13 protein-coding genes are annotated in these 17,275 nt (G+C 43.5%); 3 read left to right on the top strand and 10 right to left on the bottom strand.

Features of this window, described 5'->3' with window-relative positions; all coding sequences use genetic code 11:
• Positions 1–543: 543 nt before the first annotated feature.
• The 4 genes from CWD77_RS15205 to CWD77_RS15190 all read right to left on the bottom strand — a co-directional run bounded on the left by CWD77_RS15205 (position 544) and on the right by CWD77_RS15190 (position 7,123).
• Positions 544–2,448 (bottom strand): ABC-F family ATP-binding cassette domain-containing protein, encoded by a 1,905-nt coding sequence (locus CWD77_RS15205; protein WP_101074440.1) that lies wholly within the window; start codon positions 2,446–2,448, stop codon positions 544–546.
• 298 nt (positions 2,449–2,746) lie between these two features.
• Positions 2,747–3,436, bottom strand: a complete 690-nt coding sequence (locus tag CWD77_RS15200) for an ABC transporter ATP-binding protein (protein WP_101074439.1) — start codon at positions 3,434–3,436, stop codon at positions 2,747–2,749.
• Between the two features lie 26 nt (positions 3,437–3,462).
• Positions 3,463–4,716: an efflux RND transporter periplasmic adaptor subunit gene (locus CWD77_RS15195; protein WP_101074438.1), complete on the bottom strand. Its 1,254-nt coding sequence runs from the start codon at positions 4,714–4,716 to the stop codon at positions 3,463–3,465.
• A gap of 19 nt (positions 4,717–4,735) precedes the next feature.
• A complete protein-coding gene (locus tag CWD77_RS15190; protein WP_165779171.1) occupies positions 4,736–7,123 on the bottom strand; it encodes an ABC transporter permease in 2,388 nt (795 codons plus the stop codon).
• 250 nt (positions 7,124–7,373) lie between these two features.
• On the opposite strand from CWD77_RS15190, the gene CWD77_RS15185 reads away from it, so the two are divergent.
• Together CWD77_RS15185 and CWD77_RS15180 are read left to right on the top strand one after the other, a co-directional pair.
• Complete coding sequence (locus tag CWD77_RS15185; RefSeq protein WP_101074436.1) at positions 7,374–7,613, top strand: DUF3820 family protein; 240 nt, start codon at positions 7,374–7,376, stop codon at positions 7,611–7,613.
• A 12-nt stretch (positions 7,614–7,625) separates the two neighbouring features.
• Complete coding sequence (locus CWD77_RS15180) at positions 7,626–8,849, top strand: acetate/propionate family kinase (protein WP_101074435.1); 1,224 nt, start codon at positions 7,626–7,628, stop codon at positions 8,847–8,849.
• A 72-nt stretch (positions 8,850–8,921) separates the two neighbouring features.
• Here the strand turns inward: CWD77_RS15180 and CWD77_RS15175 are convergent, their stop codons facing one another.
• Together CWD77_RS15175 and CWD77_RS15170 are read right to left on the bottom strand one after the other, a co-directional pair.
• Positions 8,922–9,311, bottom strand: coding sequence for an endonuclease domain-containing protein (locus tag CWD77_RS15175; protein WP_101074464.1), 390 nt, complete (start codon positions 9,309–9,311; stop codon positions 8,922–8,924).
• Between the two features lie 125 nt (positions 9,312–9,436).
• Positions 9,437–10,639: an NAD(P)-dependent oxidoreductase gene (locus CWD77_RS15170; protein WP_101074434.1), complete on the bottom strand. Its 1,203-nt coding sequence runs from the start codon at positions 10,637–10,639 to the stop codon at positions 9,437–9,439.
• Between the two features lie 126 nt (positions 10,640–10,765).
• Here CWD77_RS15170 and CWD77_RS15165 point away from each other — a divergent pair, with 126 nt between their 5' ends.
• The gene (locus tag CWD77_RS15165; protein WP_101074433.1) at positions 10,766–11,524 is read left to right on the top strand and encodes a formylglycine-generating enzyme family protein; all 759 of its coding nucleotides are present in this window, start codon (positions 10,766–10,768) and stop codon (positions 11,522–11,524) included.
• Here CWD77_RS15165 and CWD77_RS15160 read toward each other — a convergent pair.
• From CWD77_RS15160 to CWD77_RS15145, 4 genes are all read right to left on the bottom strand, one after another.
• Positions 11,521–11,910, bottom strand: coding sequence for a TraR/DksA family transcriptional regulator (locus tag CWD77_RS15160; RefSeq protein ID WP_101074432.1), 390 nt, complete (start codon positions 11,908–11,910; stop codon positions 11,521–11,523). The genes CWD77_RS15165 and CWD77_RS15160 overlap by 4 nt on opposite strands.
• Before the next feature lie 87 nt (positions 11,911–11,997).
• Positions 11,998–14,943 (bottom strand): PAS domain-containing sensor histidine kinase, encoded by a 2,946-nt coding sequence (locus tag CWD77_RS15155; protein WP_101074431.1) that lies wholly within the window; start codon positions 14,941–14,943, stop codon positions 11,998–12,000.
• Positions 14,944–15,046: 103 nt separating this feature from the next.
• Entirely contained in the window at positions 15,047–15,937 is an 891-nt protein-coding gene (locus CWD77_RS15150; protein ID WP_101074430.1) for a serine hydrolase, read from the bottom strand.
• A 470-nt stretch (positions 15,938–16,407) separates the two neighbouring features.
• Positions 16,408–17,274, bottom strand: a complete 867-nt coding sequence (locus tag CWD77_RS15145; protein WP_165779170.1) for a cyanophycinase — start codon at positions 17,272–17,274, stop codon at positions 16,408–16,410.
• Position 17,275 lies beyond the last annotated feature (1 nt).

Here is a 17,275-nt window from a genome sequence, read left to right as displayed (position 1 = left end):
GAAATAGATTTTAACGAGAAGTATTTGGTTTAGCCTGAGTAGAATTGAACCCCTTCAGGGTTCTGCATTGCTCTAATTCCCTCCAACCCAACTTGCAGTCGGGGCTAGTTAAATTGATTCGCCAACTGGCGAATCTTTCCAACCTGAACTCGGATTTGGGCCTTTTCAAAACCGAATTGATATCGGGGTTAATCGGATTGATCCGCCGATTGGCGGACCTTATCAAGAAAAGTCTGAATTTAATTCTTCTAAACCGACTTGACAGGATTGGGAAATTCACTACAGAGGCACTAATCGCGCAATGAAAGGAAAAAGTGGAGAACTCTCTCCTCCTTCGTCATTCGATATTCTTCTGTTCAGTATTCGATATTCTTTCATCCCCCCAACCCCTTCTCATTTATCAATCCGCCTAAGGCGGATAAATTTAATTAGCCCCGATTAAAAATCGGGGTAATTATGCACATGTCTTGTGGGAACCCCGAATGGGGTTCAATATTTTCCCAAACTGCTAAAGAAAGACAAATCAGGAAATTCACTTGGTAATCAACCCTCGTCCTTTTCAGCAAGCTCCATCCAAACCATTGTCTTCTCATCAATCTCATCAGTAAGCTTCCCATATCGCTCTGATTTCTCTTGAAGCTCCTCAGGATTAAGTGACCCGCCGGCCAGTTCCTTCTCCAACTTGGTTTTTTCCTCTTCGAGCTTGGCTATTTCTTTCTCGAGTTTGTTGAACTCCTTGCGCTCTTTATAGCTCAGTTTGTTCGTTTCTTCTTGCTTTTTCTTTGGCTTCTCCTTCTTTTCTTTTTTGGGAGATTTTTTCTCTCTTTCAATTCGTTTCTGTTCAGCCTCCTCAGCATCTTTCAACTCCCGATACTCCATGTAGGTACCGTGATGATCTCGAATCACTCCATCTCCTTCAAACACAAAGTAGTGATCCACCAGCTTGTCCATAAAAAACCGATCGTGAGATACCACAATCAGACAGCCACCGAATCCTCTTAAGAAATCCTCGATTTTCTGCATCGTAGTGAGATCCAAATCATTGGTCGGCTCATCCAGTATTAAAAAATTGGGGTTTTGGATCAGAACCATCATCAAAGCAAGACGCCGTTTCTCTCCACCGCTCAATTTCCCTACCGGGGTATACTGCAATGATCCCGGAAACTGAAAATGCTCCAGAAATTGAGAGGCCGAAATCTGTGAACCGTCCGACATCTGAATCACCGAAGCCACCTCCTTGATCACATCAATCACGCGCTGATTTTCATCAAAATCCACATCCTGCTGGCGATAGTGTCCAAACTGAATGGTCTGGCCGGTGTGAATATCTCCTGAATCGGCCTCCTCTTCTCCGGTAATAATTTTTAGAAAGGTACTCTTGCCAACTCCATTCTTACCGATAATCCCGATTTTTTCACCCCGGTTAAAGGAGTATGAAAAATTATCCAGGATGACAAGATCGTCGTACGACTTGGAAATCTTCTCCATCTCCAGAACCTGCCCACCCATTCGCTGCATCGAAACATCCAGTTCCAGCTCACTTTCATCACTGCTTTGAGTGGCCTTTTCTTTGGTTTTGTGAAACGAATCAATACGTGATTTCGATTTACCGGTTCGGGCTTTGGGCTGTCGACGCATCCACTCCAGCTCTTTTTTGAAAAGCTGCCCCGCTTTTTTCATCTCCACTCTCTCCTGCTCCTCACGCTCTGCCTTCTTTTGCAGATAATAGGCGTAATTTCCATTGTGATTGTAGAGTTTGCCGGCATCCATCTCCAGAATATGGTTACAAACCCGGTCCAGAAAATAGCGATCGTGAGTCACCATCAACAAGGTCACATTGCTCTTGGCCAGATAATCCTCCAGCCACTCAATCATATCCAGATCGAGGTGGTTGGTGGGCTCATCCAGAATCAGCAGATCGGGATCGTCCAGCAGAACAAATGCCAAAGCCACACGCTTCTTCTCTCCACCCGAAAGTGTACTGATTGATCGCTCCAAATCGTGAATATCCAGCCGGCTCAAAATCTGCTCCAATCGCTGTTCATAATCCCAGGCGCCGGCGGCATCCATTGCGGCACTGGCTCGCATGTATTCTTCCTGGGTCTCTTCATTGAAATTCTCTGCCTGCGCCTCTACAGCTTTTTCATATCGCAGCACCACATTAGAAAGCTCTGTATGCCCTTGAGAAATATATTCCTGTATAGTCAGACTTGGATTGAGCTCCGGCTCCTGCTCCAAATATCCCACCTTGATATCACTTTGAAACATCACTTCCCCGGTATCCTGCACTTCATTACCGGCTATTATTTTCAGAAGCGTGGATTTTCCGGTGCCGTTTGGAGCCACCAGCGCAGTTTTATCCCCTTTCGAAAGGCCAAAGGTGATCTTTTCAAATAAAATTTTTGTGCCGAAACTTTTAGAAAGGTTCTCTACAGTCAGATAGGTCATGCGACGAGTCAATCAATTTTCAATGCAATTCAAACCTGAGTTCTGGTGATTTGTAAAGAAAGTATAGAACTCCCCTCCTTTTTAAGGAGGGCTTGGGGGTGGTTAACTAACCCAAAATTGAGCATGATTAAGAAAATTTGGCTTAAATATAACACTCAATCCAACCACCCCTTATTCCCCTCCTTCGGAAGGAGGGGACCTTTACATTCAATCGGTAACTAAAACCTTCAAACTCAGGTATTCGGTATTGAAAATAAGATTTTTTACGGCCAACCTCGCCATCCAAAAAGATGTTTATTTAACTACCCGTTTGATAGACCGGCTCTCCTTCCACAATCATTCCATCTTTCAGATGTATAATTCGATCTGCATACTCTGCATCGATTGGGGAGTGTGTTACCATCACAATGGTCGTTCCCTGGTCGTTGAGCTCTTTCAAAAGCTCCATCACCTCTTTTCCATGACCCGAATCGAGGTTTCCGGTTGGTTCATCAGCCAGGATAAGTTTTGGGTCGGTAACCACAGCTCGCGCAATGGCTGCACGCTGCTGCTGGCCACCTGATAACTGTTGTGGGAAATGATTTTTGCGAGGTGTCATCCCCATTTTATCCAGTGCCTTTTCAACTTTAATCTTGCTTTCCGATGCTTTCAAACCCAGATATTGAAGCGGCAGTTCTGCATTTTCAAGTACGGTAAGTTCATCAATCAGATTAAAACTTTGAAAAATAAAGCCGATATTTCCCTTTCTCATCCGCGACCGATCCCGTTCGGAGTAACCGACGGTTTCCTCTCCTAAAAACTGATAGCTTCCGCCTGTTGGATTGTCCAGCAATCCCATAATATTAAGCAGAGTTGATTTCCCACAACCCGATGGACCCATGATCGCAACAAAATCACCTTCCTTAACCTCGAGATTCAGACGATTCAACGCTGTCGTTTCAATCTCATCTGTTCTGTAAACTTTTGTCAGGTTTTCTGCTTTAATCATTTTTCTGGTATTACATTTTAATTATTTCAATCCTGGAATATCAATACATCGGCCTGCTCAAAAGCATCATAGCTGGATGTAATGACATTCTGACCGGGTTCCAAGCCCTCAATTACCTCATAATATTCTCGATTGGATCGTCCCAACCGAACCGCATGCTTTAATGCACGGTTTTCATCTTCGTCCATTACAAAAACCCAATTCCCACCGGTCTGCTGAAAAAATGCACCCCTGGGCAACAAGAGAGCATTTCCTGAGTCACCCAATTCAAGCCGGATTCGAACCGATTGTCCTCGTCGAAGTGACTGAGGAACCACATCCTCAAACTGAAAATCCACCTGAAATTGTCCATCCTGAATGACCGGGTAGACCCGATCGATGACGACATCATAATTTTCGCCCGCAAACTCAAAGCTTCCCGATTGACCTGCAGCAACCCGGGCCAGGTAAAATTCATCTATACCGGCCCGTACTTTAAATCCATCCAGCTGATCGATCTGACCTATTCTTTCGCCTTGCTGAATTGATAATCCGGGATCCAGCTCCATGGTCGAGAGTTGTCCCGATATCGGCGCTGTAACAACAAGGTTGTCCAATATCTGCTGCACACCATCCAGACTGCGCCACATCCGCTGCTCAGACTGATTCAGCTGAGTTAGCTGCTGTTCCATCTGTACGGAGTCGCGCCGGAAGGATTCGTAATTCAAATCATACCGGCTCTTCTGAAAAGAGTACTCCAGCTCCGACTCTTCAATTTCTTTTGAGGGGATCAGCTCTCTCTCATACAACACACTGTCTCGCCGATACGAAGCTTGCGCTAACTCCACACGTGTTTTTGAATCCGTGAGCTCTTTCTGAATGTTGAGATGATTCTGCTCCAGGTTCAAACGTGAATTTCTGACGTTATTAATCTGATCATAAATTCCCGCTTCCTGCTGAAGTACACTGAGCTGAAGTGACGAGTTGGTTAAAACCACAATTGTATCACCTGCTTCCACCATTTCGCCCGACTCGGTAAAAATCTGCTGAACAACCCCGCCTTCCACCGCATCCAGGTAGGTTGTTTGAATAGGCTGAACGGTTCCGGATACATCAACATACTCCTGAAAAACTCCCTCTGTAACTTCAGAAATCATGACCCGCTGTCTGTCAATCGTAGCTGAAGATCCTGATTCACGACCCAAAAAATTATACAGTACAATTGCCGCGATACCAACGAGCAGAAGAGTACCTGCTATTTTCAGAGGTGAACTTTTCCTTTTTTCGATCTTTTTATCCATGAAAATTCATCAACTCACATTATTCATTTTTCAGGCTTTCAGCCGGATTCAGCAGTGCCGCCTTAATTGACTGAGTACTGATTGTACCCATGCTTATTATCAGGGACACGATTAAACTCGCTACAAAAGTAACGATTAAATAGTAAAACAGGTCTATATGATACGGAAAGCCTGATAGCCAGCCTTCTGCTACAAAATAGATAATCGGTAGTGCTATCAAATGAGCTAATACAATAAGTGCCAGGTAATCTTTCGACAGCAGATAAAACACGCCCGGAGCTGTAAGGCCCAGTGTTTTTCGTATGGCAACCTCTTTCTCCCGCACCTTTATGGAATAAGAGGCCAGGCCAAGTAATCCTATACTTCCCACAAAGATTGCAATCAGCGCAAATATTCCCATAACCGAAGCCACCTTCTGTTCAGGCTCATAGATTTGATTGAGCCGATCATCCACAAAAAAGTAATCGAACGGATGAGTTTGATCCAAATCAGCCCAGATCTCTTGCAGGTGTTGAATAGCTTCGCCCGGATTACCCGGTGCCAAACGAACTTTCATATACTCAATATTGGCAACCATCTGATTTGTATTTGCCGGAAGCTCTAAAATCAGTGGCTCCAGCTCCCTGCGCAAAAAGGTGTGATTAAAGTTTTCGGTAACTCCAATCACCGAGTACCGTCCGCCATTGGAGTCTCTAAACGTTCGACCCACGGCATCGGAGGGATCACCCCACTCCAGATAATCGACCATTGCACGATTAATCAACAGGGCATCGCTTTCATCTGATGAGAATTCATCAGAAAAATCCCGGCCGGCGATGATATCGATATTCATGGTTTCAAGGATATCTTTCATAACAAACAGCTTACTGAAAGATGGTATATCATCTGAACCGCTGTCGTCCGGGATGTAGTCGTACTTCCAAAAATTTGAACTGCCAAAAAGCGTTTGAGAACCCGATACCTGTAGTATAGATGAATGAGAAAGCGCCCTCTGTTTCATTTCATCGTAAGACCATATTGCACTGGTTAAGTATACCGGAACGGCGATAACCTGCTCTGTATCAAACCCAAGATCTTTTTGCTGAAGATGTTGATGTTGAAAATATACAAGTGAAGTTCCGATCAGCAGAATTGCAGTTATAGAAAATTGTACAAGTACCAGACCCTTTCTAATTCGGGTGCCCTTTTTACCCTTGGTTTGAGAGCCTCGCAAACTATCTATTGGGTTGAAGGATGAAAGCACTGCAGACGGATAAAATCCTGCCAGCAGAGTAATTACGATGATTAAAACTGAAAGTAAAAGTGCCAGTTCAGGCAGTTCCAGTTGAGCAGACTGCAACTCCCTGCCTGTAAATATTTCGAAGTAGGGAAGTGCCAGCCAGCTTATCAAAATCCCCAGAGCAAACGCTACTAACGTGAACAGGAGGGATTCAATCATAAACTGGGCCACCAAACCGGAGCGTTCAGCTCCTAAAACTTTTCGCACGCCTACCTCTTTCGATCTTCTAAGCGCCGCTGCAGTTGATAAGTTAATGAAGTTAATACAAGCCAGCAGCAGGATGAAAAAAGCAACCAGGCTGAAGAGATATACATTTACTGAACTGCTAACCGGTTCAATTTCTGAAATTAATCCTGAGCTGAGCCAGATATCCTTAAGTGGCTGTAAGTGTACATCTACAGTTTCTGCTCCTGTAAAATATTCGTCGTAATAGGGCTTTGTTGCCTCTGCAATATTCTGCTCTAATAGTTCAGCATCAACACCGGGCGATGTGAGTACATAGGTCCAGACCGGATTCCATCTCCACCGGGATGTAAGCTGATCGTAATTGCCCCATAAATTTCTCAGTGTTTCAAAAGAGGTTAAAAAGTCAGCTTTAAAGTGTGAGTTTTCCGGCCACTCTTGCATTACCCCGCTTACCGTAAGAGAAATACGCCCTTCGAAGTGAAGTGTTTTACCCATTGGATCTTCATCACCAAAGTAAACCGTTGCCATCTGCTCTGTTATCACTACTGAATTGGGTTCAGACAATACTTCATTCGGATCCCCACGGACCAGATTGATGTTGAACATTTCAAAGATTCCCGGATCGGAAAAGAAGAATCGGCTTTGCCGGATGATGACATTATTATCCGGATTTTTGATGGCTACACTTTCACTTTCTAAATCAAAAAATCTTACCGTTGTTGTCACCGAACCGCTCAATTCATTCTCGATGATGTTTTTTAGGGGAAAGGGTGTGGTTGCCGCTCTTTCTTCAGCCTCGCCGTTGGTAAGTGTTGATTGAGTAACTCTGTAAATTCTCTCTTTGTTATCATGGTACTGATCGTAGGACAGCTCCCCAATCACATACATTCCTATCAACAGACAACCGGACACACCTATGGCCAACCCGATTAGATTCACCATTGAAAAAAATGGCGATCTCTTCCAGTTTCTGAATGCAATCTTTAATATGAATTTTAGATTTACCCTGTGCGCACCCATGTACTATCCGATAGTCCTAAAGCTTACCTTTACTCAATCAAGAGTAGCCAAACATGAACCTGTTACAAAAAAATATATATTTTACAATTTATGGATATCAGGTTCTCCCTTAATACTCTCTTAGTAAAGTTTAATTACCTTATAGGTTCATTTAAATTTGAACCGAGTAACAATGTTTGACAGATCTTTTTTATACAAACTGGTTGTAGCTAAGATGCCCTACGGACAATATAAAGGCTGGAATATTACGTCACTGCCTGTTCACTACCTGGAGTGGTTTGAGCGTCAGGGGTTTCCAAAAGGTGTGCTTGGCCAGCAGTTATCCACAATGTATGAGATCAAAACCAATGGGCTGGATGAAATTCTGGATCCCATTAAAAAAGAGATGAAAGTTCATCAGAATAAATATTAAATCAGAAATACTATGTTAGTTTTAGTCATCAACTGCGGGAGTTCTTCCGTTAAGTACAATTTAATTGAGACGGAAAGTTCAAAAGATGTTTGCAAGGGAATTGTGGAACGTATAGGTGCTGTAACGTCTATTGTAAAGCACGAACCGGAAGGTAAAAAGCACAAGAAAACCACCCAGGTTATTGCAAACCACGAGGAAGCTTTGCAGGAAGTTATGAACTATCTGCTAAATGAAAAGAATGAAATTATTTCCTCACCCTCCGATATCAAAGCCGTTGGCCACAGGGTTGTACACGGGGGTGAAATGTTTAAAGACTCCGTTTTGATTGATGATGACGTAACTCATGCGATCGAAGAGGCTTTTGATTTGGCTCCTCTGCACAATCCCAACAATCTGAAAGGGATTCAGGCTGCTAAAAAACATCTGCCAACCATTCCCCATGTTGCCGTTTTTGATACGGCATTTCATCACTCACTACCGGCCAAGGCTTATCTGTATGGTATTCCCAACCGACTCTATCGACGGTATAAAATCCGGAAGTACGGTTTTCATGGAACCTCACACTATTACGTTAGCCGCCAATATTATAAGTTGACCGAAAAGCCCGTTGAAGATACCAAAGTGATTACCTGCCATTTGGGTAACGGCGCATCCATCGCAGCTATTGATGGAGGCAAATCTGTGGAAACTTCAATGGGTTTTACCCCGCTTTCCGGTTTGGTGATGGGAACACGCAGCGGAGATCTGGATCCTTCCATATTGTTCTACATTATGGAGAAAGAGGAGATTACACTCAACAATCTGCACGCATTGCTCAACAGACACAGCGGACTCCTTGGACTTAGCGGTTATGCCAGTGACATGCGCGACCTGCTGAATGAAGCCCATAACGGTGATCGCCGTTGCCAGCAGGCCGTTGATGTTTTTTGCCATAAAGTGAAGCAATACATCGGATCATACATCGCAACACTCAATGGCTGTGATTCCATCATATTCACTGCCGGAATTGGTGAGAACTCCGCCGAAATTCGTAAGCAGTCCATTGAAGGATTAGACTACCTGGGAATTGAAATTGATGCCGACAAAAACAATAATGTTAAGCGAGGCAAAGTTCAAAAAATCAGCACTGATAGTTCTAAAACTGATATCTATGTTATCCCAACAAATGAAGAGCTTGTGATTGCCATCGATGCGGCTAAAATTGCAACGGCTACTCAGCAGAGTCCATGGTTGTAAAATAAAGTCCCCTCTCGAGAACTTGTCCGCCTACCGGCGGAGGGGATTTAGGGGTGTGTTTAATTCGATCTTTTAATTGAGACTTAATTCTGATTTTCTCTCTTCGACTGTATGCTTAATCACTCTAAGTACATTATCTAAATCTTTAAAAACTTCATCATCCCAAAATCGAATTATTTTCACGCCAAATTTACTGAGCCTCTTTTCTCGTTGGACATCTTTCTTCGCTGTTTCAACAAAGTGATGCGTATACCCATCAAGTTCAATTCCCAGGTATAGTTCTTGGCAAAAGAAGTCAATAATGTATTGATCGACAGGTCTTTGGCGGTGGAAATCAAATCCTAACATCTGTTTCCCTTTCAGATATTTCCATAGTAACCTTTCACTTTTAGTTGAATTATTTCTGAGAAATCTCGCTCTCTCCTTAAATTTTGGATTGTATGGAATGATTGGTCGTCTCATAGTAGTCATATGACACAAAATCATCATTTCCCTTACAAGTTATACACACCCCTTAATCCCCTCTCAAGAGTGGAAACCACTGTCAGACCGCTCTATGCGGTCTGACGGATAATTCAAATCACTTATCAACTCCTCGGCACCAGCGTTGCACTTATTACTTCATCCTGACGGGTGCAAATGTTGTTAAGGACTTTTTCGGATGGCTCGGCATCCAGTTGAATTGTACAGCACGCAGCCAGTTTCCGATCAAAGATTACATTTTCGAGTTCCTGAGCGTTGATATTTGCCTCCTTGAGTTCATTCATTACATTCGCAATAACACCCGGCTTGTCGTAATGTCGAACAACCAGCTGCCATGGAGATTCGGTATGCTCGCAGCGGTTTAACCAATTCCGCACTTTTCCCTCTTTGATATAGCCGCGGACAATATCAACCGCATCATCTGCTACTGCCATTTGAGCCTGATTCGTACTCGCACCAATGTGATGGGTGATACACACATTATCCAATCCCTGAAAACGACTTTCAAACTCACCCTCTTTAAATTCCGGTTCATCACTAAACACGTCCAGGCCGGCTTTGAGTCTTCCGTTTTTAACTTCATCATAAAGAGCTTCCTCATCTACCACTCCGTCTCGTGACGTATTGATAAACATTGCACCATCTTTTAATGAAGACAGTATTTCTTTTGAAATGATCCCCTTGGTTTGGGCATTCATTGCCAGGTGCACACTTAATATATCTGATGCTTCGGCTACTTCCTGGATTGAACCCGCTCGCTCAATTTCCATCTCATCAGCCATTTCAGAAGTAAGCGAACGTGACCATGCAATTACGTTTAATCCAAATCCCTGCGCCCTTTTTATCACTTCCTGGCCAATCATTCCGGTTCCAATGATCCCAATGGTTTTACCGTATAATCCATCGGCTTTAGAGTAGGCAGCCTTATTCCATTTTCCTGCATTGAAATCAGATACATTCTGGGGGATAAATCTATCTAATGATAGAATTAATCCCAGGGTAAGTTCTGCTACAGCTATTGCATTTTTACCCGGGCAATTTGCAACATAAATCCCCTTCCCGCTGGCCGCTTCTATATCAATATTATTCACTCCGGCACCGGCACGGATAATCAAACTCAGCTTTGGGCTGTGATCAATACATTCTTTGTTCACAACCGTTGATCTTACAATAAGTATTTGCGAATCTTTTAATCCCGAAGCCAGATCCTTCTCTTTTAAACCGGGATTATTATCCACATCCAATCCCAGCTGCTTTAACTGGTCGATTGCTTCTTCAGGTAATTTATCTGCTATGGTAACTTTCATAAGTCGTCTCTTTTTGTATGATTGAATTTTCCTGAATGTACGTAATGCCTCTCTATCTGCAAAGAAATTGAATCTGTTTTGGAGTTTACTTCTTGCTGATTTATATTCTACTAAACTTTTAGTACAATGAAATATATCTCTGCATTTTTACTCCTCTTAATGACCGGCTGTGCCCTCTTCAGGCCCTCACTGCAATCCCAGCTGGAACCTTTGGAAATGACTCGAATTGAAGGCGGCACATTTATCATGGGGGATGTTATTGAAGAAGAAAACGACGATTCCCTCCCTCTTCATGAAGTAACCCTACCGGATTATTACATCGGCACTTACGAGGTTACCTACCGTCAATATGATGCTTATGCGGAGGCAACAAAAAGGGAACTTTCCCGGGATGATGGCCGTGGCCGGGGGAATAGGGCCGTAATCTATGTAAACTGGTACGACGCACAAGCATTCTGCAACGCCTACGGGTATCGGCTGCCAACAGAACAGGAATGGGAATATGCGGCCCGATCGGGTGGTAAACATGAAATCTACGCCGGCACCTCAGACCCAGACAGCCTTGATCATTTTGCCCGACACAAAAACAACAGCGGCGGCTACTCATTTTTAGTGGGCACCAAAAAGCCCAACGGACTTGGACTTTACGATATGAGTGGTAACGTGGCCGAGTATGTAGGCGACTACTATCCCTTTTATAAAACCGATCCCGACTCTATTGAGTACTACCCGCTTGAAGAACGCGCCATGAGAGCTATCCGCGGCGGTAGTTTTAATCAAGAGGACAATGTACTCAGAACCTATTGGAGAGTTGGAGTTTTAGCTGAACTTCAAGATCACACCATTGGATTTCGGTGTGCTAAAAGTGCCGGAAAAGAGAATTAATCCTTCGCCACAACGCTTCTTATGGCATAGGGAATAGCCTCAAGACGCTCTTTCTGAATCTGCTCTCCGGTATCAACACAAATTCCATAATTCCCGGTTTCAATTCGGTCCAGGGCTACAGTTATTTGATCCAACTTTTCCGTCTGTTTTTCAATCTTCTTCAAAATCGTTGCTTTTCGATTCTCTTTTGTCCCCAAATCACCCTGATGGTGATCCTGTGAAGATTGCACATCATCTGCGGAATCGTTCAGGGAATCCAGATTGCTCTTCAAATCGTCAATCATGGATTCAGCTTCTCTCTTTTCCTGATGAAGTTTCTCTTTGAAGTGAGAGAGTTCTTCTTCGCTTAGATATGTATTATTGACCGGTGCTTTTTGCTTAGACATAATAAATCATTGTTTTATTGAATCTTCTACTAATACAATGAATTTAAAAAAAGATGCGTTTCAAGTGATTTAACAGAGATTTTTCTGTTACTTCGGAAATTTTAACCTGAATTCCGTCCCGGGATTAACATTTACATATTCGAATGTACCGTTCACCTGGTTGGTTAACTCCTGAATAAGATGCATACCCAGTGACTCGAATTTTTTTATGCGGCCGGACTCGATACCCACCCCGTCATCGGCAATGATTATACTCACCGTTCCTTCTGTATCGGTTATTTTAAATGTCAGTCTGCCCTTTTCCCGATTCACAAATGCATGCTTGTAGGCGTTTGTAACCACCTCATTCACAATCAGGGAAGCCGGAATGGCTTTATTAATATTGAGCTTGATATCTTCACACTGAATATCAATGTCAACTTCCGTGGATGCCTGAAGCGTCTCCGAAATATTGTTTACCAGTTGTAAGATTGTATCCCTGAAGTCGAGCCTGGAGTAGCTATCCGATTGATAAAGTAGCTCGTGAACAGAAGCCATCGTTTTAATTCGGTTCACACTGTCGTACAGTTCAGCCTGTAGTTTATCATCATCTGTTCCTAAAGCCTGAAGCTGCATCAGCCCGGATACAACGGCCAGATTATTCTTCACCCTGTGATGAATCTCAGAAAGCATAATCTCCTTTTCGGCAAGGGATTCTTTAATAGCCCTCTCCTTCTCCTCCCGGTCAGAGACATCATGGACAAGAGAAAAAATTGAGATAATCTTCCCGTTTTTATCAAACATTACAGAGTTGTACCACTCGCAGTTAAGCAGTTTTCCTTCTTTCGTGTAATTTCTATTACGGCTCACATTACTGGACTTTCGTCCTTGAAGCAGTTCATCAATTTTTTGGTTAACCGACTCAATATCATCTTTGTGAGTAAAAGCCCACTCCTCTCTTCTTTTTTCAAGCACTTCTTCTTCGGTCCACCCAAACAGCTCTTCTGCACTCTTCGACCACTGCACCACTTCAAAGTTTTCGTCCGATACAATCACGGCAAGAGGTGAATTTTCTATATGAAACTCCAGCTGCTGAGATGCTTTATGTACCAATTCCTCTGCCTCTTTACGTTCGGTAATATCGGTCAGATATCCCTCGAGATATTGCAGCTCATCATCTTCACTGTAAATACCGGTTCCGTGTTCTAAAATCCATCTCCAGCTTCCGTTTCTATGCAATATTCTATAATTCAGCTGAAACGACTCACGATTATTTACCGCTTGGTTAATTTCATCCTGAATCCAATCAATATCATCAGGATGATAGAGATCTATAAAACTGATCCTGTCTTTCAAAAAGTCCTGCGCCGGATAACCGGTCAGTTCCTCAACCTGATCACTGATAAAGTTCATCGTAAATCGCTCATCATTATTGCACAAATAGATGACGCCCGGAATATTGTAGGTCAATGACCGAAACCGCTCTTCGCTGGCGCGCAACGCTTCCCGCTGCCTGTACTCGTCGGTTACGTCTCTAAATACCAATACACAACCAATGATATTTCTTTCTGCATCCCGAATGGGGGCACAACTATCCGCAATCTGAAATTCGACTCCGTCTTTGGAAATCAAAATGGTATGATTTGCCAGACCTACTATCCGGCCTTCTTTCAACGCCCGCTTCACAGGATTCTCGCTCTTTTCACGCGTGTGAGCATTAATAATATCAAACACCTTATCTATAGGTTCACCTATGGCATCGTTCTCGGTCCAGCCTGTAAGTTTTTCTGCCACTCTATTGATATTCAGAATGCTTCCTTCTTTATTACAGGAGATCACACCATCACCAATAGAGTGTAATGTGGCCTCCAATCTCTCCTCATTTTCCTGAAGCTTCCGTTCTACCTTTATCCGTTCGGTAATATCTTTCATCATAATTACTGCACCCAGCTTGCCTCCTCTCTCGTCAATAATCGGGCTCCCGCTGGCTAAAATATATCGGGCCGGTTTCCCTTTGGGTACAATTGACATTCCCGCATTTAAAACTGCCTCTCCATTAAAAGCTCGCATTAACGGAATTTCAGATGGTTTCAGAGGAGTCTCTCCATCCAGGTGGCAGAGGTCGTAGTGATGAACAGCCTCCTCTACAGGAATCTTCATCAAATCTACACCGTGCCACTCCCTTGCTTTATCATTAAACAGAACCAGCTTACCATTTGCATCGCAGGCTACAATTCCATCAGCGGCAGAAGTAAGAATAGCATTGTTAAATTCTCGTTCCTGGTTCAGGGCTTCTTCTGCTCCTTTACGTTCCGTAATCTCAACAGAGATACCCACAAACCTGTAAATTCTATCCGATTCGTTCCGAATGGGTGAGATGGTTGTAAGATAGTGTCTCCGTCCCCGGCCGGGCATCGAAACATCTTCTTCATACGATATTTCAGCACCTGCAGCTAAACAATTCTGATAATTGGAAATGATGTTATCTGCCACCTCCTTCGGGAAAACCTCATCGATAAACTTTCCCTGAACATCTTCCCTTTTCATATTCAAATAGGTAAGCTGAGTGTCATTAAAATCCTTTATGATGAATCTCTCATCAGGCGTAATATCAATCACAAAAATACTTTGTGCGATATTCGAAAATATTTCGTGATACTCCTTCTCTTTCGATTTGATCTGCTTCCGGGCCCTCGTTTTCTCGGTTATATCCACAAAGAGTGTAGCAAAATACCCTGTTTCATCCGACCAAACCTGGACCTGAAACCATCGATCCAGCGGTTTTGAGTATTGCTCTATCACATCACTTTTGCCTTTTAATGCAATATCACCAAATGTTCCGATCCAGTCTTCCGAACCGTCATCAATTCCTGGAAGCACTTCTTTGGCCGATTTACCAATGATCTCCTTTCCTTTTAATCCGGTCAGTTTTTCAAACGCTTCATTGACTTTTAAAAAGGTGTAGTCTACCGGACGATTTTTTTCATTCAGCACAACCTTATGGTATGCAAAACCAAACGGTGAGGAGGCTAGGATTGATTCTGAGAATTGCATTCTTTCAGTTTCAGGAGTGAACCGCAGTTGTGATTATATTTTGTGTGACAATTTGATGTACCGGAATTTATCGATACATCAACGCAATTATATTAAGCTCAGGTTAATCATCAGCGATGGTCAGCCAATCGTAAATTTTCTTTGAAATTTCGCGACCCACATCTCTCCCACGATCTTCATCGGGCAGGTTTTTGGAGAGAAAAATCAGAATATACGATTGTCCGTCTGGCAGATAAAATATCCCCGAATCGTGACGCACACCTGTAATAAACCCGGTTTTATTTGCTGCAACCACGTCATCGGGCAGATATTCAGGCAGCACATCCTGGTAATATTGATCTTTTAATACTTCCACCATCACACTGTCCATTTCCGGACTCACCGCCGTTCCGTTGGCGATATGCTCATAAATGATCCCGAGATCTTTTGCCGTTGTACGGTTACTGAGCCCTTGATCAAAGGCTTTCAGATCCTCCACGCCACGCAGAACCTGTATACTTTCTGCCCCCAGGTCACGCATGGTTTCTGTTGTCTCTTCGGCACCCACAAGGCGAATCAAAAGGTTTGTGGTTAAATTGCTGCTGTAGGTGATCATCGCGTGATTCAAGTCATAAAGAGTGGCCATCTCGCCAACGCGGCGCTCAAATGGATCATCTCCGTCAGGATCCAGTGTTAGCTGAAATTCTGATCCATCCACAATACTGTAGAACTTATTTTCAATCTCGATGGAATCGGACAGATCAAACTCACCGGCTTCAGCCCGTCGAAACAGTTCGATCATTACCGGGGTTTTCATCGTGCTGGCTGCGTGGAACAGTGTATCCTCATTGATGGCAAAGAATCGATCCGGCTCCTGCAAATGCTGAAACCAAATGGCAAATGTGCCCTCTTCTTCTGAAATATGATTTTCAATATCGGCCTTAAGCTGATCAATGGATTTTGGAGATGAGCACGCGCTAACAAAAAACAGAACAATCAGGAAGTATTTATACATATATAGATTTGTTGGACTTAAGATTTTCTATCAGAAAATATAAAAACGGATGAACATTTCCGGTTAATTCTTATTTCAATATAATTGAGAAGGCTTTGCAAAAATAGCGAAAAGGTGTCCTTCTGAGCCCGCCTGCGCTAAAGCTTCTGCAGACAGGCCTGCTAGTTCCCAAAAGCATTCGGAAATCGGAAGATGGGCCCGCCGAAGAATCTCCAGTCTGTACCTACGAATTAGGAGATCCTTCGCTACCACTCAGGATGACTATTTCGTCACCCTGAGCTTGTCGAAGGGTCTACTGATGTAAACCGTTAGTATGGGTAGATCTTCCACTGCCGTTCCCCGTAAAACAGTCGGGCCACAGCAGGATGACATATAAGGTTTTGCAAAGCCTTCTTATAGAATATTCACATCTAATCATCCCCCATACCCCCTTCAAAGGGGGATTTTTCAACCTCACATTCTCATTTCCATTAATCTATATCAAACATTTCCCCGGGCAGGTAGATATCGAGCTGAATACTCCGGGCACCTGTCTTTCCATTTTCAACTTTCGCCTCACCCGATCGATTTTGATATACCAGAACCTGCGAATTCCCTACCACTTCAGCTTGGTTTCCCTTCACCAATATGGCCGTGGATTCGCTGATACCAATCCCAACATGATCCGGGTACTCCATCACGGCCGTTAGCAGCCGGTTGTTTCTGGCACGCTCTACAAAGTGCTGATCCACAATCACTCCCTCGATTAAACCAAGTCCTTCATCTGTTACCATGTTATCCTTCTCCAGATGGTAAAACGTTGAGGTGTAGTCCGGATAGTTGGCCTGATCTCCGGTGATCATAATTCGGCTCATAATGGCCGCGCCGGCGCTGGTTCCTGCAATCATCGCTCCGTTCATGTATGCGTTTTCGATGGAGCCTGCAATTTCGGGGACAGACTCTACCGCTTCCATAAAACGAGACTGGGAACCGCCTGTAATATAAATTAAGGATGCATTTTCGAGAGAATCAGAAGCTGACTCTGAAAATTCATGTCGACGCTCAAAATCGTAGAAGCGAATATTCTCAATGTCCTTCTCCCTAAACTGTCGCTCGCCGTAGTAGCCGGATGTATCGGGGTCAAAACCTGACATGGTTAAAACAATCGCGTAATTTTCCGGATTCTCAAGTTCCGTTTCTGCGATGATCCGATCAAGCATCACGTCCGGCCGGCTTCCACCACCGATGACGAGTAGAGAGCCTTCTGGACTGTTTTCATTTGAATCTTCTCCTTCAGTACATGAAAAGCTAATTAAAGCTGCCGAAATGATTCCAATAAGTAATAGATGTTTTTTCATA

Origin of the sequence: Rhodohalobacter barkolensis, assembly GCF_002834295.1 — a bacterium.
Taxonomy (GTDB): domain Bacteria; phylum Bacteroidota; class Rhodothermia; order Balneolales; family Balneolaceae; genus Rhodohalobacter; species Rhodohalobacter barkolensis.
The sequence above is the reverse complement of the archived record's forward strand: the minus strand, read 5'-3'. Positions and strand labels throughout refer to the sequence as shown.